Genomic DNA, 21,494 nt, shown 5'->3' with positions numbered 1-21,494 from the left:
AAAATAATGGCAGGCAGCAGCAAAGTAAAAAGCGGTGGATCGACATTTTATTGCTCATATTATGTCTGTCCGTTTTGTTGAGGTGAAAATTCAGTCTCTGCATTAGCGTCAGATATAGTTGGCAAATCCATTTTCTTTTTGTCGAGTACAGTTACCTGATTATCTGAACAGGCGATGAGTAATTCGTCACCATTCCAGCTAATCAGATGGATACTGGTTTTTGCCGTTAACATGAGTTGCTTCTTTATTTTCAATTCTGAATTGGTGCTTTTCTTATCCAGCCCTGGAAGTCGCCCGCCTAAATTAAATGTACCTGATTTAAATTTAATGACGACATAGGCGAAGGCGAGAATCAAGGCAAGCACAGTGATCAGCCAGGCAAATGAAATATCATCTGTTTTACCTTTGCCGTTATCACGGATCACAGGGATATTCGCCGACAACTGCATTGGTGAAGCAGGGGTTGCCAATATAGCTGGCGAAGCCGATGCAATCGACGCAGCAGCTGCAATTTGCACAGCAGGCGTACTCACCCCAGCTACTGTCTGCGACTTCGCGTTTACACACAACATCAAGAGGCTAAGGATGCATAGGCCGCCAACTTGACGAGAAAATTTCAAAAAGGAGTTCACGATCATTGCCTGGTGCTGAGGTCAGGCTTTCAAGGGAACAGGTAATTCAGAAATCTGAATTGCGAATTGCCCGTCAACGGCGACCAGATTACCCCTGGCAACGGTATGTCCTTCCAGAACCAGATCAATTGCCTGCTCTACATCAGTACCTAGCGTGACAATCTGATGCTGCTTCAAGGCTAATAATTCACCCACGGTCATTTCAACATCACCGACATAGACCTGCAACCTTGCCTTCACTGTATGCAATGGATTGATTGTCGTCATTACTGGCGCAGACTTATTTGTGGCAGCCTGGTCTTGTGTATCAAGCTCCGGCAATTTGATCATTTGAATTTCAACTGCATCTTGTGCGGCTGTTGGCGTTCCGGAACTGGATGCGGAGGTTTCAGGATGTTGGTTCATATTTCATTCATTTCTTAAATACTACAAAACAGCAAGAGCAAGCTTGGGAATAATAACAATAGCTTTTTACACAACCATCGAATTTACCTCTGTCAGGACTTTATCGCAGGGGATGGAGCTAAAACTTCTATCGCTTTTTTATTTGCCCTTGTCCCTAGAAATGCCAGGCAAAGCGCCTCGCCGCTGGCAAATTTGACTTGTAAAGGTTGTTCAAGGCCATGCGGCAATGGAATCACATCGCCCACTTGTATCTGCTGCAAATTACCGAGTTCAATTTCGCAAGGGCTAAGCTCGACACGAATACGTACTTTTTTATGCTGAACAGCTTGTGTGATAGAGTGTAACTTACTGGTCGGCGCGGTACGTGGCAACTTACGCTTGTTTTCACTCCCTGCCAATACATCTGGCCCCAGCAATTGCTCAACACAGGCTTGATTCAGCACCAACACCAGCTTCACTCCACACCATTGCATTTCCAGTTGCACAGCCCCTGACCATGCCTTGAACAGATTTTCTGGCGGCATGCCGGTTGACATATCGACTTGTGCGGGCGACAGCAAGTCACTCAATTTGCCCAGATATTCTTCCCAGGCTTGGCTTGCCACACTCTTGCCAATAACTCCCTTGGACTTGGAAGAGATTGATGCAGACCCACTTGCTGAAAACATGGCATCTTGCAGATGTTCCAGATGCCTTGGAGGGATTTGCATCCAGAATATTTGTGCACTCACCCCAGATACCTGACGCCAACCACCCAGCATCGCTTGATTTTTTGGTGATGCTGAAGCGAGCTTGGCTTGGGCTGAATGGCTTTCGCCATTCGCCAGCCAATCCTTGCTCCAGTCAGCATTGACCGCATCAATTTTTTTGCAAATCAAATCCAGCTGCCCGGCAGCCCACCAGCGCATCTTGAACAGTTCGCCTGGGGTTAAGATTTGAGATTTAGCATTTACTCCAGACACTACTATTTACCCTTCATTGCAAACAGTTCTTGCAGCATTTCATTCGCAGTCGTAATGATTTGTGATGAGGCTTGATAGCCTCGTTGCATGATCACGAGGTCACTGAACTCTTGTGAAAGATCAACGTTGGAAATTTCAACAACGCCTGATTTGACGCTGCCAAAACCGTTTTCGCCAGCGCTGCCAGAGTGCCAGGCAGTAGGATCAGTCGAATCGAACTGATTGCCACCCACGGCCTGGACAGCATCCACAGTATCGAAACGGCTCAATGCAAGGCGATTGCCCTTGCTGGTCTGGCCATTTGAATAAGTCATGACCAACACGCCATTTGCATCAAAACTGGCTCCCGTCAAATTACCGGCAGAAAAACCATCTTGTGTATTGAACGCCAGTGCTGTCAGATTAGGACTGGTTGCAAAGGAGGTTACATCAGTACTGAAGTCCAGCGTTAATGGCATACTGGTCATCCCTGCCGGTGTATAGTTGATCGTGACTTTTGAATTTGCCAGAACGGTTTTTCCATTCAAAAATACAATAGCGCCCGTGCCGACTGAAACGCCATTTTCAGAAACGTCAACAGACCAGTTATCGGTACTTGTTTTTGTCAGCTTGGTCGTCAGATTATGCTCGCCGCCAGCGTTATCGATGACCTTGACAGAACCAACACTGACTGTAGTGCTATTGATGTCAACATTACCTTTAAAAGTAACGGATGTGCTTGCCTTGGAATTGGAAGAACGTGTGCCGTTAACAGTAATTTCGGCCAGTGCGCCGTTAGCATCACGGCCCATGACTTTGCTACCGTCAAGGCGGTTGACCAGTACGCCACTGGAATTGAATTCAAACTGGCCAGCACGTGTGTAGTGCAGCTTGCCATTGGCATCTTTCAGAGTGAACATGCCTTCACCATCCACGGCCAGGTCTAGAGTGTTACCAGTTTGCCTGAGCTCGCCTTGCTTGAAGTTCAGCGTGGTTCCACCTGTCACAAGGCCATGGCCGCTGGAGCCAAAAGTACCTTTTGAAGTGCCGCTCTGGTCACCATTGGCATAGAACATATCGCCAAACTGTATGCTGGAGCTTTTAAACCCAGGGGTGTTGATGTTGGCCGTATTATTTGCAATCACTTTCAGGCCACGGGAGTAACCTTGCAAACCACTCATACCAATGTAGATAGAATCAAGCATAATTTTTCCTTCTTTAATTTCGAATTATTTTAAGCGTGCCAAACGTACTCAGGGCATAAGCAATCAGCGTACATTAATGATTTGATCCAGGCCGATATTGTCTATCTTCAATCCACTCGTGGTAGTCAAAGTCAACATCGGCGAATCACCGCTGAGTGATAATCCAGCGACAACGCCGGTCAAAGTTCCGGTTTGTGTCGCAATATCCACCGTACGGCCGATCAAACCTACCGATTGTAAAGACGCCTGGTTATTGATCAGGTGCTCGATATTCGTATTCAATTGCTGGGTCTGCTGCAAAGTGGTGAACTGCGCCATTTGCGCCATGAACTGTTGATTGTCCATGGGTTTCATAGGGTCCTGATAATTGAGCTGAGTCAGCAAAATCTTCAAGAAATCCTGAATCCCTAGATTATTCGCTTGCAGGTTATTGGTAGCAGATGATGCACTACCTACTGAACTGATGGCCATTGCATCTCCTTTGCTTGTAAATAAGAATTTAAAAAATAATGAGTATCTTCAACACCTGGTGCATTTGCAACATCACTAGGCTTGCTATTGGTGAGCGACGATGCTGACGGATTAGCACCTTCTTTTAACATCTGGGCAATCACATTCTTAGGCAATTGCTCACCATTCCATATCAGGGCTAACAATTGCACATTCTGTTTGGCAACCCAGTCATGCAATTGTTTTGTCAGTTGCGCTTTATCAATATTGGCGTTGCTGTTTATACCCAACCAGAGGCGCAAACCTTCTTCACTCCATTCTGCATGAAAACGGATAACCTGGTGTTCTTCGGGAAGAGATTCCGCATTATCTGCCGCTTTCGCACTTGCAGACTCTTCTTTGATCGCGCTTTTTTCGAGCTCAGCAGTATCAGTTTCCATTTTTGACAAGCTGGCGGCCAACCTGCTCACAGGCTGATTTGTTTGTTTATCTACATCAGCCATTTGATTCAATGATTCAGCAGAGACGATCTTTGCTTCAATGCCTGTCATTTCTTGCAGCGCAATTTTAATGGTTTGCACAGCTTGCCCGCCCTGAGCAAACTCCCCGGCTAATGGCAGTGCACTTCCAGTGGCTATAGACGACTGCACCGTTCCAGGCGAAGAGGCTAAATTATTTGCAGCAAATGCTGTCATGCCCGACGCAGATACCTGCTGCTTTACCTCAGAGTTTTCATTTTCGACTTCAGCCACCGTTGAGTCAGAAGAACTTCGTTGAACTGAGCTTGCAGCCGGTAAAGCCTCGTTCGCTCTTGCATCTTGGGCGACAAAATTTCTTTTATCCACTCCCTCAATCGATGCCGCTTGTTTGGCACTTCCATTTGAGCGGGAATCTGCTTGCGCATCATTCACTGTTTCGCGGTCACCAGTTTTCTCAGCATCGTCCTGATGATGCTTTTGACTTAGCTCACGTGCGTTGGATGTGTCCTCAGCTACGGGCGTGTCGTGCCCCCCCCTGGCAGTCAAGCCTTGCCTTAGCCACTCTTGCATTTGCGATTGTTCCATCGCCCTTAACCAGGCTTGCTGCTTCGCTATATCCGGCACGCCACTATTGTCCGTGCGCAGGCGCAAGCTTTTGGCGGACAAATCCTGATTCAAGCTCAAAGATGTCGTCAAGCTCATAGGTTTGCCTCTCTTTTCTTTGCTCTCCACATACTTCTGGCATTCCAATCCCGGTCGATTTCTGCATTTTGCTGATGCAATTGCTCAAGAATATATTCGTCCAAACATTCTTGACGATGCGAATCAAACAATTCCATTTTCTGTTGCAAGTTAATGCATTCCTGCCGGATTAAACTGCATTTATTTTGCAAACTAATCAGTTCTTCCTGCTTGATCAACATCTCGGCTTTGAGTGTCAATAAAAATTCCAGGGCAGATTGGTGCACCGAAACATTCATATGGCTATGCCATGATGTACGCGCCAATTGCGCCTGCTCTTGTTCACGCAGTTTCAGTTGCTCTATCAGTTGCTCGCACTGCTGCACTTCGTGTTGTGCCTTCGCCAGATCAATCTCCAGTATGTCCAGCTTCCATTGTGCCTGCTTCTGGACTGGATCCAACTGGTAGGTAAAACCACGCAAATCCACACTGGAACTCATACGCGTCCTCTTGCCATTTGGCTGCCTACAATATTACCAAGATTTTGTATTGCCTGATCACGCAGAAATCCACCTTCATCCTGCTTCAGCCAATTCAGCAATTGGGTTTCAATCTGCAAGGCTTGATCCAATGCCGGGTTACTGCCCGCCTGATAGGCACCTATATCCACCATCTGGCGGTTGCGTTCCAGTACAGCCATTTGTTTAACGGTTTCAATCGCCAGCATTTTTTGTTCTTGGCTGACAATATCCGGCATCACACGGCTGACGCTTTTTAGAATATCAATCGCCGGGTACTGCCCCTTGTGCGCAAGTTGCCGCGCCAATACGATATGACCGTCAAGTATAGAACGCAGGCTGTCTGAAATAGGCTCGTTCAGGTCATCCCCCTCCACCAGCACAGTCATCAATGCTGTAATTGCCCCCCCGCTATCTGCAGTGCCGCAACGTTCACAAAGCTCGGGTAATTCTGCAAAAACAGAAGGCGTATAACCACGCGCAGTTGGTGGCTCACCCGCCGACAAACCGACTTCACGCCTGGCCATGGCAAAGCGAGTGACCGAATCCATAGTCAGTAATACCTGCAAACCTTGGTCCCGGAAGTACTCGGCAATTGCCAAAGCAGCGTAAGCTGCACGGATACGCGCCAAGGCTGGCTGGTCGGAAGTTGCCACCACTACCACCGAGCGCTTCATTCCTTCAACGCCCAGTTGCTTGTCGATGAATTCCCGCACTTCCCTGCCACGCTCACCGATCAAGGCAATAACATTGACGTCCGCCTTGACATGACGGGCGACCATACCTAGCAGCGTACTTTTACCGACACCGCTACCGGCGAAAATACCGACCCTTTGCCCCTTGCCTATCGTCAGCAAGGAGTCAATACAGCGTATGCCGGTTTCTAGAACTTTTTCTATCCTTGGCCTTTGCATAGGATTGATAGGTGCCGCTTTTAAAGGCTTTTTCAATTGCGTGCGCACTGGTGGCAAGCCATCCAGAGCCTGACCAAAACCATCGATAACACGACCCAGCAATTCTTGACCGACACCGATCTCTGCATAGGCACCATCGGCTACGACTTCGCAACCTGCAGCCAGTCCTTGTACCGATCCGTACGGCATCAAGGTCAGGTAACCAGCACCTATGCCGATCACCTCTGCGATGATGGGCTCGGCAGCTTCATTGCCCTGATATTCACCACGCTTGGGATAGATAGAGCACAGCTCTCCCACTGTCGCATTCAAGCCAGTTACCTCGATCGACAAACCACTAAATTGACGCACTTGCCCTATCCGCTTGATGAAAATGGATTTATTCAATTGCGCGTGGTATTCGTTGAGTCTGATCACGCTGCGCCTGTCGCTGCTGTCTGATCGCTGGCAGTTGCCCCAGCTACCCGAGTTTGTGCATGCTCATGCTGCAGCTTGTTCTTGCGTTGGTTTCTTGCTTGCAGCAGACCTTGCTTCAAGACCTCTATCTGGAAATCCAGTCTTGCATCCAGGCTTTGTTCACTGGACCGTATAATCAAGCCGCCCAATTTGATATTGGCATCTGACACCCAGCGGAACTGATAGGGACCGGTTATTTTTCCCGCAGCAGATGTATTACCGGCTGTGGAGCCGGAGTTTGCGGCAACCATCAACGCATAGTCATCTGGATGCAGATGGACGGCAAATTCTGTATCTGTTAAATGCTGCTTGACAAGGGAGTTGATCAACTCGCGGATGGCCGTTTCAGAACTCAGGGAATCACCCAAAATTTTGGTGACGGCAGCAAAAGACAATGTCACCAGCTCATCTTCTGCATCCCGCATGTAATTATCGAGTTGCACTGGTAAGCTGGCAAGAATTTGTTCGAACTGCGCCAGATGCTGGTGCAAGTTTTCCTTCAATTCGGCAGCGTCATTTTGTGCTGCCGTCAGGCCTTCTTTTTGTCCATTGGCAAATCCTTGCTGTTGGCCTAGCTTGTATGCTTCCTGAAACAACTGCTCGCGCTTGCCATCCAGTTCTGCCTGCAACTTTTGCTCGACTTCGCGCACGGCCAACGCGTGACCTTCGATTTTACCTGCCAGATACCCCTCTTCGTAGCGGTCAACGAGCGGCAATTTGTTTGGCGTTACTGGCAAACCAAAATTCACGGATGCAGGTTTGCTGTCGATTGGACGAATATCACTCTCGACTTTATTTTTTACAGAAAAATTCTTTTCTACAGCTTTGCCAGGCCTGTGCAAAGTATGCACATGGTTGTGCACCAGCACATCACGCAGAACCTGCATATTCTTTTTAATTGTCGGTTGCCCCTTCATACTCAGTATTCCTTACGCATGAAAGTAGTTTTGCTGCCAAAACCCAGGCGGCGCAACAAATGCGCAAACATACCACTATTTTCTAATACGTCAGCTTGTGAGGTAGCAGCACGGGGAGCTGGAACTTGCTGGATAATTTCCGCAATCAAGGCCTGCTGCAATTTTTTTGCACGTGCATCTGGTTCTGACAAATAGGGCTCTTTAATGGCAGCCCTTGCCTCTTGAATTCGACGCGACATGCTGGCATCAAAACATGCGAGGAATTCTTTTTCCCAAGTCCAACGGTAAATTTGCAAGAAATAAGCCAGCAACTCAGCCGATTCATCTACCAGCACCCGGAAAATATCACGGTAATCAGCGGTATTCAGACAGGCTATTTGTTGATCCACACTTAGATCAGCTACATTTGCCGACCATGTCATCTTCATTGAAGATACACGTACAGTTTTGTCCATGTTATTGAGGTCAGACAGCAGTTCCTGGTCTGCTGGCAAGCCCAATTCGTTCAATTCACTCAGCAATTGATTCAGTATCTGAGTATCTCTACCATCCAGATTGCCCAGTACCCATTGCTTGTCAGCTTCACTCATAGAGTGCAGCAACAAGGCAGAGCGCCGGGTATTTTCAGAAATTTGCATCATATTCTCAATGAAAAACTTAACTGCGCTGTTTAATATCAGCAACAGATTCTGCGGAAGCATTGGCTTCTGACTGACGCATCCAGTCTTGAATCTGCTTCAAGGCCTGTTCGCGTTGCTGACTGTTCATGGAGGCGGCATTATTTTTATTTTTGGCAGACAATTGCACCAGGTACATGACCAGTACAAGCACAGCGAGTATAGCCAATAAGCTGGTAATGATCTTGAAGGTGTCAAGTTCTGCTGCCAACTGTCGCGCATCTTGTGGTGCCACGTCTGCTTTGGCCGTAGCGGCTTGCTCAGTTGTATTGGCAAATGCATCTGTCAATTTGACATCCTGACCGGGCAAAGCACGCAGACTTTGTACCACGACAGTGTCGCCACGTTCTGCAACCACACCAACTGCTGCAGCAACCAGGGCCTTCACTTTTTCAGTCTCGGCTTCATCCAGGGACTTGCGTACAACAGCCACCACATTAATTTTTTGTATGGAACCTGGTTGTCCAACTACCTGTTCAACCTTACGACCAACCTGATACTCAGTTTCTCTTTGTGAACTGCCACCGCGGGCATTCTGTGGTTGCGATACGTCCGCAGGCGCGCCTGATTCTTTCACAGTTTCTTTTTCGCGGATGATGATGCCAGTCGGCGTCTGCCCTGCAGTTGCAGGCGCCGCGATCACGTTTTCAGTCGTCACACGAATCTGGTCCATGTTCAAGACCACATCAACACTTGCCATTGCCTGGCCTGCACCAAAGCTATGCTCCAGCACCTCATTGACTTTATGTGCCAACAAAGTCTCGGTATCTTTTTTAAGATCGAGATTACCTGTACTTAACTCTACCTCGCCTGGGACGGCATTATTGCGCGTCAAGGCAACACCCTGGCGGTCAACGATCGTGACATCCTGAATTTGTATGCCGGGTACAGCCGCTGCCACCAGTCTTTGTATGCCGGTAATTTGTTCCTGTCTCAGTTTCTTGCCGGGCTTTAAAGCGATGGTAATCGCTGCCTTGGGTTTATTATTGCTGCGCTTAAACAATGCTTCTTCAGGCAAGGCAAGATGGACGCGCACGTCCTTGACTTCGTCCAGCGAAGAAATGGTACGGGTAATTTCACCTTGTAAGGCGCGCTGAAAATTAATCTTTTGCGCGAATTCTGTCATACCAAAATCGCTGCTATTGAACAACTCAAAACCAACCGCACCATTCAGGGGTATTTCTTTTCCCATCAGTTTAAGCCGCGTTGTGTGTACGATTTCTTTGTCAACCAGAATAGCATTGCCGCCCTCACCTATCTTGTAAGGGATTTTCAGGCGATCCAGTTCTGCCACCATGGCGGCACTATCCTGTGGTTTCAGGTCAGAAAAAAGCACCTGATAATCCGTGCGCAGCAACCATACCGCGCACCACGCGGTAATGACAAAAATAGCCAACAGTCCGCCTACGAAACCAATCCGGGCAGAACTGCTTAGCGTATTCCAAAAATTTTTAATCACAACCTACTCCAACCACGATTACAAAAGATGCCATGAAGGCATCCTGTCTTTCAATTCAATGCCGCTACTTTAAACTCAAGCGACATCAGGCAATAGCTATCTATATCTGCATTTTCATGATGTCCTGGTAGGACTCCAGCAAGCGGTTCCTGACCTGCAACATCAATTGAAATGACAAACGGCTTTCTTCCATGCGTATCATGACCTGATGCAGGTTTTGCACATCGCCAGTTGCCAGTGCTTGCAAATCAGTCTGTGAGGTTTGCAACTGCTCATTGACCTGTGCCAAACCCTGGCTCACCATATTGCCAAAACTTTGTGCTGGTGCTGCTGCATTGGCCGGCGGCTCGATTGAAGCGATGGCGCTTGGCGCTATAAATTGTGAAATGCTTGCGACTTGCATCAGTTACTTCCTCCACCGATTTCCAGCGCTTTGAGCGCCAGGTTTCTTGCTGTATTCATTGCTGCGACGTTGGCTTCATAAGCTCGCATGGCACTCATCATGGTGACCATTTCGGTTGCTGAATCAACGGCAGGATAAGCCACAAAACCCTTGGCGTCGGCATACGGGTGTCCAGGTTCGTGCACCATGCGCGCCGGTTTATCAACGCCTTCGATAGAAAAGCTTCTACCGGCATTGCCTATCATGAACAAACCGGCTTCACCAATCATGTCTGAAAAACTGGTGCTTGGGGCGGCACTTCTGGCGATCACGCGCAGTGGCTGGTAACCTGTGCCATCTGCTTCCCGCACTGTGTTGGCATTGGCAAGGTTCATGGCAGCCACGTCCACCCTGGCGCGCTCAAAAGACATGCCAACTGCACTGATACCGAATGATTGTCGATAATCCATTTGTAGATCCTTAATTATTTTTTGCCGTCAGTGACTGCGCTGGACATAATTGCATAGTGGCGGTTCAAGGCCTTGATCAGAGCCTGGTATTGCACTGTGTTATGCGCCATGGCGGCCACTTCAGTATCCAGTGATACTTTTGCAGGATTGCCGTTCACATCAAATACCGGTTCCAGTTCCAGCTGGCCTATGCTGTGTTTCTGACTGCCTTTACCTTGGGTCGGCGCAGAAAGCTGTTCCAGTTGTTCCATGTAGCTGGCAAAATTTATTTGCACGGGAACATAGCCTTCTGTATTGACATTGGCAATATTATTGGCAATTGCCTGATGCCTGAGTGTTGCAGCATCCAGCGCCAGGCCTACAGTCGCCGTTGTCACGGATTGGAGATTGTGAATCATAAATAATGGGCGTATAAAATTATTGAATAATCAGTTCTGCATGCAAGGCACCAGCGGCCTTGACTGCCCTCAGTATGGAAATGATGTCGCGCGTATTAGTCTTGATGCGTACCAGTGAGCGCACCAGATCAGCGACAGTATTACCCTCCGATAAAAATGCAGACTCTTTCTTTTCGTCCACGTCCAGCTTGGTATTTGTCACAATCGCAGTACGTATTGCGCTACTTGCCTGACCAATCACAAATGGCTGCGAAGCAGTATTCTGGCTGGCCACAGAAATCTTGATATCGCCATGAGAAATCGACACTCGTGAAATCTGTACATCGCCACCTGCCACGACGACGCCAGTGCGTTCGTTGATGACCACTTTGGCGCGACGGTCTGGTTCCACCAGAACATTCTCGATGTCAGCAATAAAATCCACCAGTTGGTCTTTTTGATTATCTGCAACTTGTATCTGTATGCCAGATGCATCGCTGGCCACAGCAATAGGGCCATATTTTGCATTGATAGCTTTGGCCACACGGCTGGCGGTAGTATAGTCAGGCTCACTCAACATAAACGTGAGCTTTTGGTCTTTGTTGAGCATTTGTGAACTGACACCCACTTCAACGATCGCCCCGTTTGGTACTGAGCCAACCGTAGGGTGATTTTTTTGGATGATGTTGCCATTCGCGTCATAGCGATAACCGCCAACTGACAATGCACCTTGTGCCAATGCATACACGCGGCCATTCGGTGCTTTCAGCGGTGTACTCAAGAGGCTGCCACCCACCAGACTGCGGGCATCACCGGCAGAAGTAATGGTGACATCCAGCGTCTCGCCTTCGCGTGCAAAGGCGGGCAGCATAGCACTGACCATCACCACCGCGACGTTGCGGCTTTGTACCTGTTCCACCGGAATCGTCAAATTAAACTGGGAATACACATTTGCCAGCACTTGTCTGGTTGTGCGGTTGGAAGAAGAGTCACCAGTCCCTGCCAGACCAGTCACGATGCCATACCCGACCAGGGCGTTTTCACGCCAGCCTTGCAGCTTGCCAATATCCTTGACCCTGACTTCTTTCAAGTCATGCACTTCGTTTTGTTTGGTCTGGTTGATTGCTTGTGCATCCTGTGCAAAAACAAAAGCAGCCAACAACCCGGCCTGCAACAAATACATCATATTCCGTAATCCCATTACAAACCCATTCCGTCGAGCAATCGACGCCACCAGCTACGGCGCTGCCTATCCGTGACTTCTCCCTCGCCCACATAGACGATTTTGGCGTCTGACAAACGAGTAGAGATCACGACGTTCTGGTCAGAGATATCCTGAGGGCGTACCCTGCCTTCCAGGCTCACTCTTTGCACTTCATCATTCACCATCAGTGCCTGCTCGCCTGACACACCAAGATCACCGTTGGAATACACTTCACGCACCGCAACCGATAGTGTCGCCAGCAGTTTGCTGCTACGCTGTGTCTTGCCACCGCCATCAAATTCACCGCCGACATTGATACCAAATTGCTTCAGGCTGCCGCCATTCTTGCTCAGCTCGGCAGAAACGCCATCTTTCCTGCGTGTGCCGGTATCGGCACTGGTCGATGCCGTCGAATTCTCAAATACCTGTACAGTCAGCACATCACCCAGGCGGTAAGCCTTGTTGTCCGAGGTCAGCGCACGGTAAGTTGATTCCTTGTACAAACTGTCACCAAATGCAGGCGCAGAAGACGTACCGAGCACACAGGCAGCGATAAACATCATGCGGACCATGCCCATCCACTTTTGCATTCGTGTTTCCAATTCCATTAACGCAACTCCACTTTTCCCGGCTCAATTATTTTCGCCGGAATTTGATTATTTGAATTACCGGGGCGCACCTTGATGATTTGTCCCACATAACCATCCTGCATTGCCTCTACCCGGCTTTCTATGCTGACCAGACCATCGCGCGCCAGCAATACAACAAAATCACCACGCGCCACATCTGGCACGGTTTCTATATTCGCGCGGCTCAAGATTGCACCTTTACGCAAACCTGTTTTTGCCCTGACTGCTGCTTTGGCAAAATTGATTGGCGATACAGGCTCATTCACGTCCACGAAGATATCTACTGCCCTTAATTCCACATCTGCATCTGAAACTGCACCACCCCTGGCAATATCATGCCTGGCTATATAGGCTTGCCTGCTGCCACTTAGCTCAAACAAGACTGGCACACTTTTGACAACTTGATCTGATATTAATACATCTAGCAATACTGATAACTTTCTGCGTAAGCTTAATGGCTCGGATAAATGCGATATCCTCAGCTTCACTTCACCTGCCGGTACCATCAGCGCCTGCAATTCGCCTTGATCCCTGATCGCAACATTGCTGCTGCCTGCATCGCGAGCGTTCAGAGTGATCCACTCCTCAAGCACGGCCCTGGCATGGCTGCGCATTCTTGCCGCATCCACGATCTGGGTCTGCAACATGATATTGACCGCGTCAGCACCTACCCAATGAATATCCCTGCTGCGTGCGCCTGCATGCTGTCTTACCCACTTCTCCAACGACTTGCGCTGCACCACCATATTGCCCGCTGTCAGCGACATGGTGCCTATGGGCATGGCAAGCAACTGTACTTCTTCTCTTTGCGTGGTGGCATCTACATTCACCACATCTGCCAATACCAGCCTGGCCAACTTTACATGTACAACACTGCGTAATTCCAATTGCACTGGTTTTGCCACAGCGATGTCAACTAGCAGACACCATGCAAACAATACCTGCAATGCAAACTTGGCAGTATTCACAAACATTTACTTGCGCAGATTGTTTACTAATCCCAGCATTTCATCTGACGCCTGCACGATTTTCACATTGGCTTCATAAGTACGCTGGGCGATCATCAGATTCACCATTTCATCCAGCATCTTGACGTTGGAAGCTTCTACATATCCCTGCATGATGCTGCCAACACCGTTTTCACCCGCCACACCGGCAACGGCTTCGCCAGAAGATTCACTGGTTTTATACAGATTTTCACCCAGCGTTGTCAGTTGCCCAGGGCTGGCAAAACGCACGAGTTCAAGCTGGCCGACATCACTCATACCGGTTTGCCCTGCAAGGCTGACTTGCACCCTGCCGTCTGCACTGATCTGCAAACTCTTTGCGCCATCAGGGATAGTAATACCCGGCTTCAATGGCTGGCCGCTTTGCAAGGCAAGCTGGCCATCCTTGTTGACTTTCAGGCTACCGCCACGGCTATAGGCAATAGAATTGTCCGGCATCATTACAGAGATAAAACCATCACCCTGAATCGCGATATCAAATGCCGAATCAGACTTCTTCAACTCACCTGCATCAAACAATTTGCTCATGCTGGCAATCGCAACACCAGCACCAAACTTGCCGCTTTGTGCCAGAGCACCCAGGCTGTCTGCACCGCCGAGTTGTGATGTTAACCTGGTATCAGGCACCATCATGTCAGAGAAACTGACGCGCCCTTTTTTAAAGCCGTTGGTATTCGCATTGGCGAGGTTATTGGCAATCGTATCAACATTCGTCTGTTGCGCCTGCATGCCAGTAGCGCCTATGTATAGTGCGTCAAACATTCTTTATCCTTGCGTGAAAATCATTCATTTCGTTTGCAAAACCATGTCGATCAGCTGACATCGCCAAGTTTTCTGACAGCGGAACCCAGCATCTCGTCATAACCCTGGGCAATCCTTTGCATGGACTCAAAATGGCGCATGGTTTGCATCACTTGCACCATCTCTTGCATGGAATTGATATTGGCGTTTTCCAATTGTCCCTGATGTATTTGTGCCACTTTACTTTGTGAACCCCAGACACCTTCTCTTGCCGTCAGCATGCCGTCGCCCACCTTGATCAAATCACTTGCATGTTCAAATTCCATCAATTTGAACTGTCCTGCAGAAGTTGCGGGCAAATTACCCGCCTCGGCATTGACATCTTCAGCAAACAGGCCGCTCGCGTCCACCACAGGTTTGGATGTGCGGACAACAATCTCGCCATTTTTCCCCATTACAGGGTAACCCTGCTGATTGACAATACGGCCCTGCGCATCAATGCGGAAATTACCTTGCCGTGTATAGGCAGGCCCTTGTGGTGTGGATACTTCAAAATATCCATTGCCACTAATCGCAAAATCCATGCTCTGGCCAGTGACCTTGAAGGTACCCTGGCGCTGATCTGTCACTACTTCCAGCGCGCTCGCCTGCTGATCCACATTCATGCCGGTTTGCACCAGGTCACCAAAAGTGTGCTCGATGATGACTTCCCGTTTGTAAGCAGGCGTCAGCGCATTGGCCATGTTCATGCTGATACGCTCCATGCGTGCTGCATCGTTTTGCATGCTTTGCAGGGCAACGCCCATAATTCCATTCATCGCTACCATCTTTCTTTTACTATTGAGCTATCTCAAAACAACAACCATCACAGTTGTACAACGCCAAAAGACTTCAACTCTATGTTCTGAGGAATCTCTGACATCGACAACACACGCAAATGCGGCACAACACGCTCACTCAACGCACGTATATGGCGCCGCAACTCAGGTGAGCATAACAAAACTGGCAGCATATTGCTTTTCATCATACGGTCAGCCTGCTGCACCAGCTTGCTCATGAACTGTTCTGCCAGTTTCGGTTCCAGCACAAACGACCTGTTGACCGGCCCGCCATCCTGGCGCGCTGTCTGCAGATTCTGCATGAACTGGCTTTCAATGACAGGGTCCAGCGTCATCACCTGCAAGGCATTCGCTTCACCCATCAAGCCCTGGCAAATCGCATTACCCAGACGCTGGCGTACCATCTCGGTCAAAAAATTGGTGTCCTTGCTGCTTCGACCTGCATCTGCCAGGGTTTCCAGGATCGCCTCAATATGACGGATGGAGACTTTTTCTTTCAGCAGATTTTGCAAAACCCGCTGCACATCGCTAATAGAAATAACAGTTGGGATCAACTCATCCACCAAGCTGGATTGGTTTTCACGTACACGTGTCAGCAAACGGTCTGTCTCCCCCCTGGTCAGCAAGTTTGCAGATTCGCGGCGCAAGACTTCGGTCAGGTGGGTCAGGAATACTGTTTCACCGTCCACCAGTGTGTATTTGTTGGCGCTGGCATTGTCACGCTGGCTGGCGTCAATCCATAATGCAGGCAAACCATAAGTAGGGTCTTTGGTGACTTCACCCTGTATGGACTTGACGTCACCGGTAGGATGTATCGCCAGATACTGATTCAACCTCGCCTCACCCTTGGCCACGATCACGCCATCGATACAAATTTCATAGCGGTCAGCCAGCAACTTCTTGGCATCCTTAAAGCGCACCTTCGGCAATACCAGGCCCAGATCCATCGCATGCTGTTTGCGGAAGACAGCAATCCGGTCCATGAAAAGGCTGCCAGATTGATTAATCAGCGGTATCCAGTTGCTGCCCACATGCACTTCTATCGGTTCGACTGGCAACATACTGTAAGGGTCATCCTTGGTAGCAACATTGTCGCCTTCTAAAATGTCATCCTCATTACCCTCTTTGCTGCCTTCAGCCTCTCGCGCCGTTTTGCTTCTGTACGAAAAATAAGTCACGAACAACACAAAGCTCAACAAGCCAAGTGTCGGTACGGCTGGTATGCCTGGCAAGACCAGCAAGCCACCCAATGCTACGCACACCAGCAGCAAGGTTTTAGGGAAAGACAATATCTGCTGGAACACTTCCTGGCTCAGATTGCCGTCAGATGCAGAGCGGGTCACGATAATACCTGTACCCAGCGCAATCACCAGTGCTGGCACCTGGGTCACGATACCGTCACCTATGGTCAGCAAGGTATAAGTCTGCAAGGCCTGTGCCCATGGTATGCCGTGCTGCATGATACCGATCAGCAAGCCACCGATAATATTGATCAGCAAAATGATGATACCGGCAATGGCATCTCCCTTGACGAACTTGCTGGCTCCATCCATGGCACCATAAAAGCCTGCTTCTTTTTCCAGGTTCTTGCGTTTCTTTTGTGCTTCTTCCTGGGTGATAAAACCCATGTTAAGGTCAGCATCGATACTCATTTGTTGACCTGGCATACTGTCCAGCGTAAAACGAGCGGCAACTTCAGACACCCGCTGCGCACCGCTGGTAATTACCACGTACTGCACCACGATCAAGATCAAAAACACGATCAGGCCAATGACATAATTGCCACCGACAACATATGCACCAATCGCCGCAATCACCTTGCCTGCATCACCGTGCGACAAGATCAAGCGCGTTGCCGCCACATTCAATGAAAGCCGAAATAAAGTCGCAATCAACAACAAGGATGGAAAAGTAGAAAACTCCACCGGACGTGCCATGTAAAACGTCAACAACAAAATCAAAAACGCGAAACTGAAGTTAGCCAGTATCAAAAAGTCGAGGACAGGGCTGGGGATGGGCGCAAACAGCACGACCAAAACACCCAGCACCAGCATCACCAGTGCCAGATCGCTGTGCTTACCTAAAAGTTGCGTCAATTGCTTCAAACTGCTTCCCCTGCTACAAGGGCTTCTTTAACAAGGGCTTCTTTATTTTTTCTCATTGCAAATACCCATATCATGATCTTGGCCACATCCGCATATAGGTGCGTGGGCACATGCTGATCAAAATCCACTTCACGGAATAACTGACGTGCCAGCGCCTTGTTTTGCACCACCGGTATATGGTGGCGCACGGCCATTTTTCTCATCGCCTGCGCCAAAGAACCTGCACCTTTTGCCAACAGTTGTGGCGATTCCATCTTGCCATGTTCATAGCGCAAAGCAATTGCCAGGTGCGTTGGGTTGGTGATTAGCACATCCGCATTTTTTGTCTTTGCAGCAGCCAAGCTGCGCTTTAACATTTCGCGACGCAACTCACGCAAGCGCGAACGAATGCGCGGATCACCATCACGGTTTTTTGCTTCATCTTTTACATCACGTTTGCTCATACGCATTTTTTTTGCAAACTCGCGATGCACAAACATCAAATCCAGAAATGCCAGTAAAGCCAGCACCAGGGTCATCTTGAAACCCAACGACACCAGATCAACCTGCATGTTCTTGATCATTTCAAGCGGCGGCAACATGGCAGTATGAAATAACTGTGGCCCAATCTGCTTTAAGGCCAAATACGCCACCAGAGTCAGCAAAATCAGCTTGAAGCACGTCCTGAACAAATCAAACAATGAGCGCATTGAAAAAAACTTCTTGATCCCGTTCATCGGGTTCAAGCGGTTAAAATCAGGCGTCACTGGCTCGCTCGACAAAATCATGCCTGTCTGCGCAACATTGCTAATAATGGCCGTCAACATCAGGGCAACAAAAAACGGCAGCAATAAATACAGTCCATCCAAAAGCACCGTGCGCAACATGCGCCAGTAATTAATTGAACCAGCATCTCCCTGCCCCAGTTGCAACAGCAGGTTCAAGTCCAGCTTGAATAAATCCCGTATACCGTCCAGGCCACGCCAATAGAAAAAAACCACCACCACAAAAAACACCGCGACAGAGACGACGTCAGGGCTTTTTGCCACCTGCCCTTTTTCTTTCGCCTTTTGCAGCTTGTAGGGGGTAGCTTTTTCAGAGCGGTCAAAATCCTGCTCAGACATCAGGCAAACCTTCCTGCCGATGGCATCAGCGCACGGGCATCCGCCACCGCAAACACTGCGCCCCAACTCTGAAAAATAGTGCCCTGTATGCGCGTGATGGTGCTGCCCATCAATACAAAACCAAAAGACAAGGCAGCGAGGCCAACTACAATCTTGATAGGCACGCCCATCACGAACATATTCATTTGCGGCAAATTACGCGCTACCACACCCAGCGCCAGTTCCACCAGCAAGACACAAAATACTATGGGTGCAGCCAGTGCAAAACCCAGGCTGAACAAACCACCCACCTGCTTTAATACCGGTACCGACACTGCCTCTATCGACCAGGCCTTGCCCAACGGGAAGCGCTCTATGCTATAGGCCACCGCTCTCAACAAAGTGTGATGCCCGTTTATCAAAAAAAAGTACACGACTGCAACCTGGTTAAAGGCCATCGTCAAGATAGGCAATTGCGTCCTGGTCAGCGGGTCAAACACCTGTGCCATGCCAAAACCGATTTGTATATCCAGCACTCGCCCGGCAATCGAAATAGCAGCGAAGCTGATAAAAATACCCACCGCCAGCGTTGCCCCCAAAGCCAGCTCACGCGCTGCTGCCAGAATAATAAAACCGGCACCAGTCTCTACAGGCGCAGCATCAAACAAACCGGCTGGTGCCATACCCAAAGCTAGCGCCAGGCTAAGGCTAAAAATCAGGATAGTACGGTAAGTTGCTGGCAGTGTGGACGCATACAAAATAGGCGTCAGCAACAACAAAGCAGCAATGCGAACAGAAAGCAAAAACGCCTTCAGCATCACACTGCTGCCGATAAAGTCAGCAAGAAAATTTCCCAAATCCGCCATGACTCAAAACATCTGAGGGATATTCGTCCACAGCTTGGTCGCAAACTGCGTCAGCTTGCGCAACATCCATGGCCCCGCCACGACCAGAGTGATCGTCGCTGTAAGCAGTTTTGGAATAAAAGTGAGTGACATCTCTTGTATTTGTGTCACCACTTGGAATATACTTATCAGCAAGCCAACAAGCATGGTCAGACCAAGCACGGGCAGGCACACTAGCAAGCCGGTCCAAAATAGCTCAGCCATGAGCGATAAAGCGAAGTCTGAATGCATATCAAATGACTTTACACCAGCGGCACTTGAAGGAAGTTGCTTTCCCCTTAAAGCCAAACATCCGCCAATCTACAACGTCCCAATAAATAATTCGACCTATTGTACATTAGGAAGTTACATTTCCTCACACTTCGCTTGCATTTTCATAAAAACTCTAAAGATTTTTCTTAAATGCAAGAAATTTTTATAGAAATAATTTTCATTTCACTAATTAATTAAATTAGTTACTAAAAACAACATCGCATACTCTTTTCAAAAAACCCTATTAAGAAAACGTGAGTCCCCCATCAAGGCTAAAGCCGGGCTTTTGCTTCAAATGCCCGTACTGCCCTGCTGACAGTAATATAGTGAACAGAGAAAAAAGCTGCGATTTCAGCCATGGAATAAACACCAGACCGATAAGCCTGGGCCATTGCCTCATTACGGTCAGTAAATTTTTCATGGTAAGCATGTAAAGGCAAAGAAATCGCGCGGCGATGTGCGATAGACACGTCTCTGAGATCTTCAGGCCGTAATTGATGCTGGTATTTTTCGACAAACTCATCATCACCCAACAATAGCTGATGTCGGGTTGCCAGCAAGGGTGACGCCAAACCCACACCGTCGAGTACGAATTTTGCGTAAGCGACTCTGGCCTGATCACGTTTAACGCCAAACTGCCCAAGCAACCAGTCAGTATCCAGCCATGGTGGCGCATGTTGGTCACGCACGCAGAAATCATAACTACTCCAATGCCATTGCTCCGGCAAAGGCACCATCCCTGCGCGCACTGGATTAAGAACAATGTAGCGCGTTAATTCCAATAGATGAGCTTCTCTTTGCACAAGGATGGCTTTGTACCTGCCTTGGAACAAATGCCCGACTTGCTTATGGCGACGATTAAAACGTTGGGTGTATAAACCGTTGAGCTGACGCATGCCACGGGACAAATTGCCATCCACGGTTTCTACCAAAAGATGATAATGATTGGTCATCTCGCAGTAAGCATGCATCACCCAGTTGAAGCGGTCACACACCTCTGCAAGCACCGTCAACCACTCCTGCCTGTCCACCTCATCCAGATAGATATCTTCACGCCTGTCTCCGCGGGAAGTGACGTGATACAAAGCGCCCGCAAATTCTAATCGTAGTGGTCTTGCCATGATTTAAGCATAGCATGTTTTTAAGGGAATGTATGAATGTAAGACCTGACCCCTTTTTTTTGACCCCTTTTTTTTATTGACCCCTTTTTTTTATGGCTATTGAGGAACAGTGTCATTCTGCTATGGTGGTGCCTGCCTCGGTACTGGAGGAACGGCGGCAGCGCCGGGCCTGGATTGCTTTGGCGTGGGCGGATGAGGATTTTAAGCAAACTGCGGCTTCCTTTGCTTTGTCGGGCATCGCAGTGATGGATGAGCAGGCTTGGCGACACGGCCAGGTGTTGGCTGGTGTGAAGTCACGTGACGAAGTTCTTGCCGAGATGCTGGCAGCGTTTGCACGGCCTCGGGGTGAGGCCGTGCAGGCTGACTGAGTTTGCCTGGCTGGGCGTCGTGCATCAAACATCTACAGACATGGCGGTCAGGTCAGAAATGTCGTAATGTTGGACCTGACCCCAGCTTTGGTTAAGCATAGCATATTTTTAAGGAAATGTATGAATGTAAGACCTGACCCCTATCTTGTCTTAAGACCTGATAATCATCTAGCCGCCTCCCTCCGCTGGCGTTAGCCAAAGGAGTAAAGTTAAGGTGCGAACGAAACTTTAACGGGGAGGACGGTATGTTATTTTGCGGCATAGACCTACATTCGAAC

25 protein-coding genes are annotated in these 21,494 nt (G+C 48.8%); 1 reads left to right on the top strand and 24 read right to left on the bottom strand.

Annotated features, from left to right (window positions below; translation table 11 throughout):
• Positions 1 to 59 precede the first annotated feature (59 nt).
• The 24 genes from ACO0LD_RS14655 to ACO0LD_RS14540 form a co-directional block, all read right to left on the bottom strand.
• On the bottom strand, positions 60 to 632 hold the full coding sequence (locus tag ACO0LD_RS14655; RefSeq protein WP_423008018.1) for a flagellar biosynthetic protein FliO: 573 nt from the start codon (positions 630 to 632) through the stop codon (positions 60 to 62).
• 21 nt (positions 633 to 653) lie between these two features.
• Positions 654 to 1,037, bottom strand: coding sequence for a FliM/FliN family flagellar motor switch protein (locus ACO0LD_RS14650; RefSeq protein ID WP_423008016.1), 384 nt, complete (start codon positions 1,035 to 1,037; stop codon positions 654 to 656).
• Positions 1,038 to 1,129: 92 nt separating this feature from the next.
• Positions 1,130 to 1,945, bottom strand: coding sequence for a FliM/FliN family flagellar motor switch protein (locus ACO0LD_RS14645; protein ID WP_423008014.1), 816 nt, complete (start codon positions 1,943 to 1,945; stop codon positions 1,130 to 1,132).
• Positions 1,946 to 2,001: 56 nt separating this feature from the next.
• Positions 2,002 to 3,183, bottom strand: coding sequence for a flagellar hook protein FlgE (locus ACO0LD_RS14640; RefSeq protein ID WP_423008012.1), 1,182 nt, complete (start codon positions 3,181 to 3,183; stop codon positions 2,002 to 2,004).
• Positions 3,184 to 3,246: 63 nt separating this feature from the next.
• The gene (locus tag ACO0LD_RS14635; protein WP_423008010.1) at positions 3,247 to 3,654 is read right to left on the bottom strand and encodes a flagellar hook assembly protein FlgD; all 408 of its coding nucleotides are present in this window, start codon (positions 3,652 to 3,654) and stop codon (positions 3,247 to 3,249) included.
• The gene (locus ACO0LD_RS14630) at positions 3,636 to 4,796 is read right to left on the bottom strand and encodes a hypothetical protein (protein ID WP_423008008.1); all 1,161 of its coding nucleotides are present in this window, start codon (positions 4,794 to 4,796) and stop codon (positions 3,636 to 3,638) included. Before ACO0LD_RS14630 ends, ACO0LD_RS14635 begins: the two co-directional genes overlap by 19 nt.
• Positions 4,797 to 4,810: 14 nt before the next feature.
• Positions 4,811 to 5,281, bottom strand: a complete 471-nt coding sequence (locus tag ACO0LD_RS14625) for a hypothetical protein (RefSeq protein WP_423008006.1) — start codon at positions 5,279 to 5,281, stop codon at positions 4,811 to 4,813.
• Between the two features lie 8 nt (positions 5,282 to 5,289).
• Complete coding sequence (locus ACO0LD_RS14620; protein ID WP_423008004.1) at positions 5,290 to 6,642, bottom strand: FliI/YscN family ATPase; 1,353 nt, start codon at positions 6,640 to 6,642, stop codon at positions 5,290 to 5,292.
• On the bottom strand, positions 6,639 to 7,598 hold the full coding sequence (locus ACO0LD_RS14615; protein ID WP_423008002.1) for a FliH/SctL family protein: 960 nt from the start codon (positions 7,596 to 7,598) through the stop codon (positions 6,639 to 6,641). The genes ACO0LD_RS14620 and ACO0LD_RS14615 overlap by 4 nt, the downstream gene beginning before the upstream one ends.
• 2 nt (positions 7,599 to 7,600) lie before the next feature.
• Positions 7,601 to 8,239 (bottom strand): hypothetical protein, encoded by a 639-nt coding sequence (locus ACO0LD_RS14610; protein ID WP_423008000.1) that lies wholly within the window; start codon positions 8,237 to 8,239, stop codon positions 7,601 to 7,603.
• A 16-nt stretch (positions 8,240 to 8,255) separates the two neighbouring features.
• Positions 8,256 to 9,734: a flagellar basal-body MS-ring/collar protein FliF gene (gene fliF, locus ACO0LD_RS14605; protein ID WP_423007998.1), complete on the bottom strand. Its 1,479-nt coding sequence runs from the start codon at positions 9,732 to 9,734 to the stop codon at positions 8,256 to 8,258.
• 100 nt (positions 9,735 to 9,834) lie between these two features.
• Positions 9,835 to 10,137, bottom strand: a complete 303-nt coding sequence (gene fliE, locus ACO0LD_RS14600) for a flagellar hook-basal body complex protein FliE (RefSeq protein WP_423007996.1) — start codon at positions 10,135 to 10,137, stop codon at positions 9,835 to 9,837.
• Positions 10,137 to 10,586, bottom strand: coding sequence for a flagellar basal body rod protein FlgC (gene flgC, locus ACO0LD_RS14595; protein WP_423007994.1), 450 nt, complete (start codon positions 10,584 to 10,586; stop codon positions 10,137 to 10,139). The genes fliE and flgC overlap by 1 nt, the downstream gene beginning before the upstream one ends.
• 14 nt (positions 10,587 to 10,600) lie before the next feature.
• Positions 10,601 to 10,984, bottom strand: coding sequence for a flagellar basal body rod protein FlgB (locus ACO0LD_RS14590; RefSeq protein ID WP_423007992.1), 384 nt, complete (start codon positions 10,982 to 10,984; stop codon positions 10,601 to 10,603).
• 19 nt (positions 10,985 to 11,003) lie between these two features.
• Positions 11,004 to 12,149 carry a flagellar basal body P-ring protein FlgI gene (locus ACO0LD_RS14585; protein WP_423007990.1) on the bottom strand — a complete coding sequence of 382 codons (1,146 nt, stop codon included), beginning with the start codon at positions 12,147 to 12,149 and terminating at the stop codon, positions 11,004 to 11,006.
• A 14-nt stretch (positions 12,150 to 12,163) separates the two neighbouring features.
• Positions 12,164 to 12,757 (bottom strand): flagellar basal body L-ring protein FlgH, encoded by a 594-nt coding sequence (locus ACO0LD_RS14580; RefSeq protein ID WP_423007988.1) that lies wholly within the window; start codon positions 12,755 to 12,757, stop codon positions 12,164 to 12,166.
• 17 nt (positions 12,758 to 12,774) lie between these two features.
• Complete coding sequence (gene flgA, locus ACO0LD_RS14575) at positions 12,775 to 13,770, bottom strand: flagellar basal body P-ring formation chaperone FlgA (protein WP_423007986.1); 996 nt, start codon at positions 13,768 to 13,770, stop codon at positions 12,775 to 12,777.
• The gene (gene flgG / locus ACO0LD_RS14570) at positions 13,771 to 14,565 is read right to left on the bottom strand and encodes a flagellar basal-body rod protein FlgG (RefSeq protein ID WP_423007984.1); all 795 of its coding nucleotides are present in this window, start codon (positions 14,563 to 14,565) and stop codon (positions 13,771 to 13,773) included.
• Positions 14,566 to 14,615: 50 nt separating this feature from the next.
• Complete coding sequence (locus tag ACO0LD_RS14565; protein ID WP_423007982.1) at positions 14,616 to 15,362, bottom strand: flagellar hook-basal body protein; 747 nt, start codon at positions 15,360 to 15,362, stop codon at positions 14,616 to 14,618.
• A 47-nt stretch (positions 15,363 to 15,409) separates the two neighbouring features.
• The gene (flhA, locus tag ACO0LD_RS14560; protein ID WP_423008426.1) at positions 15,410 to 17,437 is read right to left on the bottom strand and encodes a flagellar biosynthesis protein FlhA; all 2,028 of its coding nucleotides are present in this window, start codon (positions 17,435 to 17,437) and stop codon (positions 15,410 to 15,412) included.
• A gap of 47 nt (positions 17,438 to 17,484) precedes the next feature.
• Positions 17,485 to 18,591 carry an EscU/YscU/HrcU family type III secretion system export apparatus switch protein gene (locus tag ACO0LD_RS14555; RefSeq protein WP_423007980.1) on the bottom strand — a complete coding sequence of 369 codons (1,107 nt, stop codon included), beginning with the start codon at positions 18,589 to 18,591 and terminating at the stop codon, positions 17,485 to 17,487.
• Positions 18,591 to 19,388 carry a flagellar biosynthetic protein FliR gene (locus tag ACO0LD_RS14550; protein ID WP_423007978.1) on the bottom strand — a complete coding sequence of 266 codons (798 nt, stop codon included), beginning with the start codon at positions 19,386 to 19,388 and terminating at the stop codon, positions 18,591 to 18,593. Before ACO0LD_RS14550 ends, ACO0LD_RS14555 begins: the two co-directional genes overlap by 1 nt.
• Before the next feature lie 51 nt (positions 19,389 to 19,439).
• Positions 19,440 to 19,706: a flagellar biosynthesis protein FliQ gene (gene fliQ, locus ACO0LD_RS14545; protein WP_186956848.1), complete on the bottom strand. Its 267-nt coding sequence runs from the start codon at positions 19,704 to 19,706 to the stop codon at positions 19,440 to 19,442.
• A gap of 293 nt (positions 19,707 to 19,999) precedes the next feature.
• Entirely contained in the window at positions 20,000 to 20,848 is an 849-nt protein-coding gene (locus tag ACO0LD_RS14540) for a transposase (RefSeq protein ID WP_423007977.1), read from the bottom strand.
• A 245-nt stretch (positions 20,849 to 21,093) separates the two neighbouring features.
• Between ACO0LD_RS14540 and ACO0LD_RS14535 the strand changes: the two genes are divergently transcribed.
• Positions 21,094 to 21,216: a hypothetical protein gene (locus tag ACO0LD_RS14535; RefSeq protein WP_423007975.1), complete on the top strand. Its 123-nt coding sequence runs from the start codon at positions 21,094 to 21,096 to the stop codon at positions 21,214 to 21,216.
• Positions 21,217 to 21,494: the final 278 nt, after the last annotated feature.

The organism is Undibacterium sp. Ji83W (assembly GCF_049340385.1).
In the GTDB taxonomy this organism is placed as follows: Bacteria; Pseudomonadota; Gammaproteobacteria; order Burkholderiales; family Burkholderiaceae_D; genus Undibacterium.
Note: the sequence above shows the minus strand (reverse complement) of the source record. Positions and strands in the feature narration are given on the sequence as shown.

Excerpts from the sequence above, each read along its gene's own strand:
- ACO0LD_RS14650 (WP_423008016.1), bottom strand. The coding sequence starts at position 1,037 with ATGAACCAACATCCTGAAACCTCCGCATCCAGTTCCGGAACGCCAACA.
- ACO0LD_RS14645 (WP_423008014.1), bottom strand. The coding sequence starts at position 1,945 with ATGCGCTGGTGGGCTGCCGGGCAGCTGGATTTGATTTGCAAAAAAATT.
- ACO0LD_RS14640 (WP_423008012.1), bottom strand. The coding sequence starts at position 3,183 with ATGCTTGATTCTATCTACATTGGTATGAGTGGTTTGCAAGGTTACTCC.
- ACO0LD_RS14635 (WP_423008010.1), bottom strand. The coding sequence starts at position 3,654 with ATGGCCATCAGTTCAGTAGGTAGTGCATCATCTGCTACCAATAACCTG.
- ACO0LD_RS14615 (WP_423008002.1), bottom strand. The coding sequence starts at position 7,598 with ATGAAGGGGCAACCGACAATTAAAAAGAATATGCAGGTTCTGCGTGAT.
- ACO0LD_RS14610 (WP_423008000.1), bottom strand. The coding sequence starts at position 8,239 with ATGATGCAAATTTCTGAAAATACCCGGCGCTCTGCCTTGTTGCTGCAC.
- fliE (WP_423007996.1), bottom strand. The coding sequence starts at position 10,137 with ATGCAAGTCGCAAGCATTTCACAATTTATAGCGCCAAGCGCCATCGCT.
- flgC (WP_423007994.1), bottom strand. The coding sequence starts at position 10,586 with ATGGATTATCGACAATCATTCGGTATCAGTGCAGTTGGCATGTCTTTT.
- ACO0LD_RS14590 (WP_423007992.1), bottom strand. The coding sequence starts at position 10,984 with ATGATTCACAATCTCCAATCCGTGACAACGGCGACTGTAGGCCTGGCG.
- ACO0LD_RS14585 (WP_423007990.1), bottom strand. The coding sequence starts at position 12,149 with ATGATGTATTTGTTGCAGGCCGGGTTGTTGGCTGCTTTTGTTTTTGCA.
- ACO0LD_RS14580 (WP_423007988.1), bottom strand. The coding sequence starts at position 12,757 with ATGCAAAAGTGGATGGGCATGGTCCGCATGATGTTTATCGCTGCCTGT.
- flgA (WP_423007986.1), bottom strand. The coding sequence starts at position 13,770 with ATGTTTGTGAATACTGCCAAGTTTGCATTGCAGGTATTGTTTGCATGG.
- flgG (WP_423007984.1), bottom strand. The coding sequence starts at position 14,565 with ATGTTTGACGCACTATACATAGGCGCTACTGGCATGCAGGCGCAACAG.
- ACO0LD_RS14565 (WP_423007982.1), bottom strand. The coding sequence starts at position 15,362 with ATGAATGGAATTATGGGCGTTGCCCTGCAAAGCATGCAAAACGATGCA.
- flhA (WP_423008426.1), bottom strand. The coding sequence starts at position 17,437 with ATGCTGGTGCTGGGTGTTTTGGTCGTGCTGTTTGCGCCCATCCCCAGC.
- ACO0LD_RS14555 (WP_423007980.1), bottom strand. The coding sequence starts at position 18,591 with ATGTCTGAGCAGGATTTTGACCGCTCTGAAAAAGCTACCCCCTACAAG.
- ACO0LD_RS14550 (WP_423007978.1), bottom strand. The coding sequence starts at position 19,388 with ATGCTGAAGGCGTTTTTGCTTTCTGTTCGCATTGCTGCTTTGTTGTTG.
- fliQ (WP_186956848.1), bottom strand. The coding sequence starts at position 19,706 with ATGCATTCAGACTTCGCTTTATCGCTCATGGCTGAGCTATTTTGGACC.
- ACO0LD_RS14540 (WP_423007977.1), bottom strand. The coding sequence starts at position 20,848 with ATGGCAAGACCACTACGATTAGAATTTGCGGGCGCTTTGTATCACGTC.
- ACO0LD_RS14535 (WP_423007975.1), top strand. The coding sequence starts at position 21,094 with ATGGATGAGCAGGCTTGGCGACACGGCCAGGTGTTGGCTGGTGTGAAG.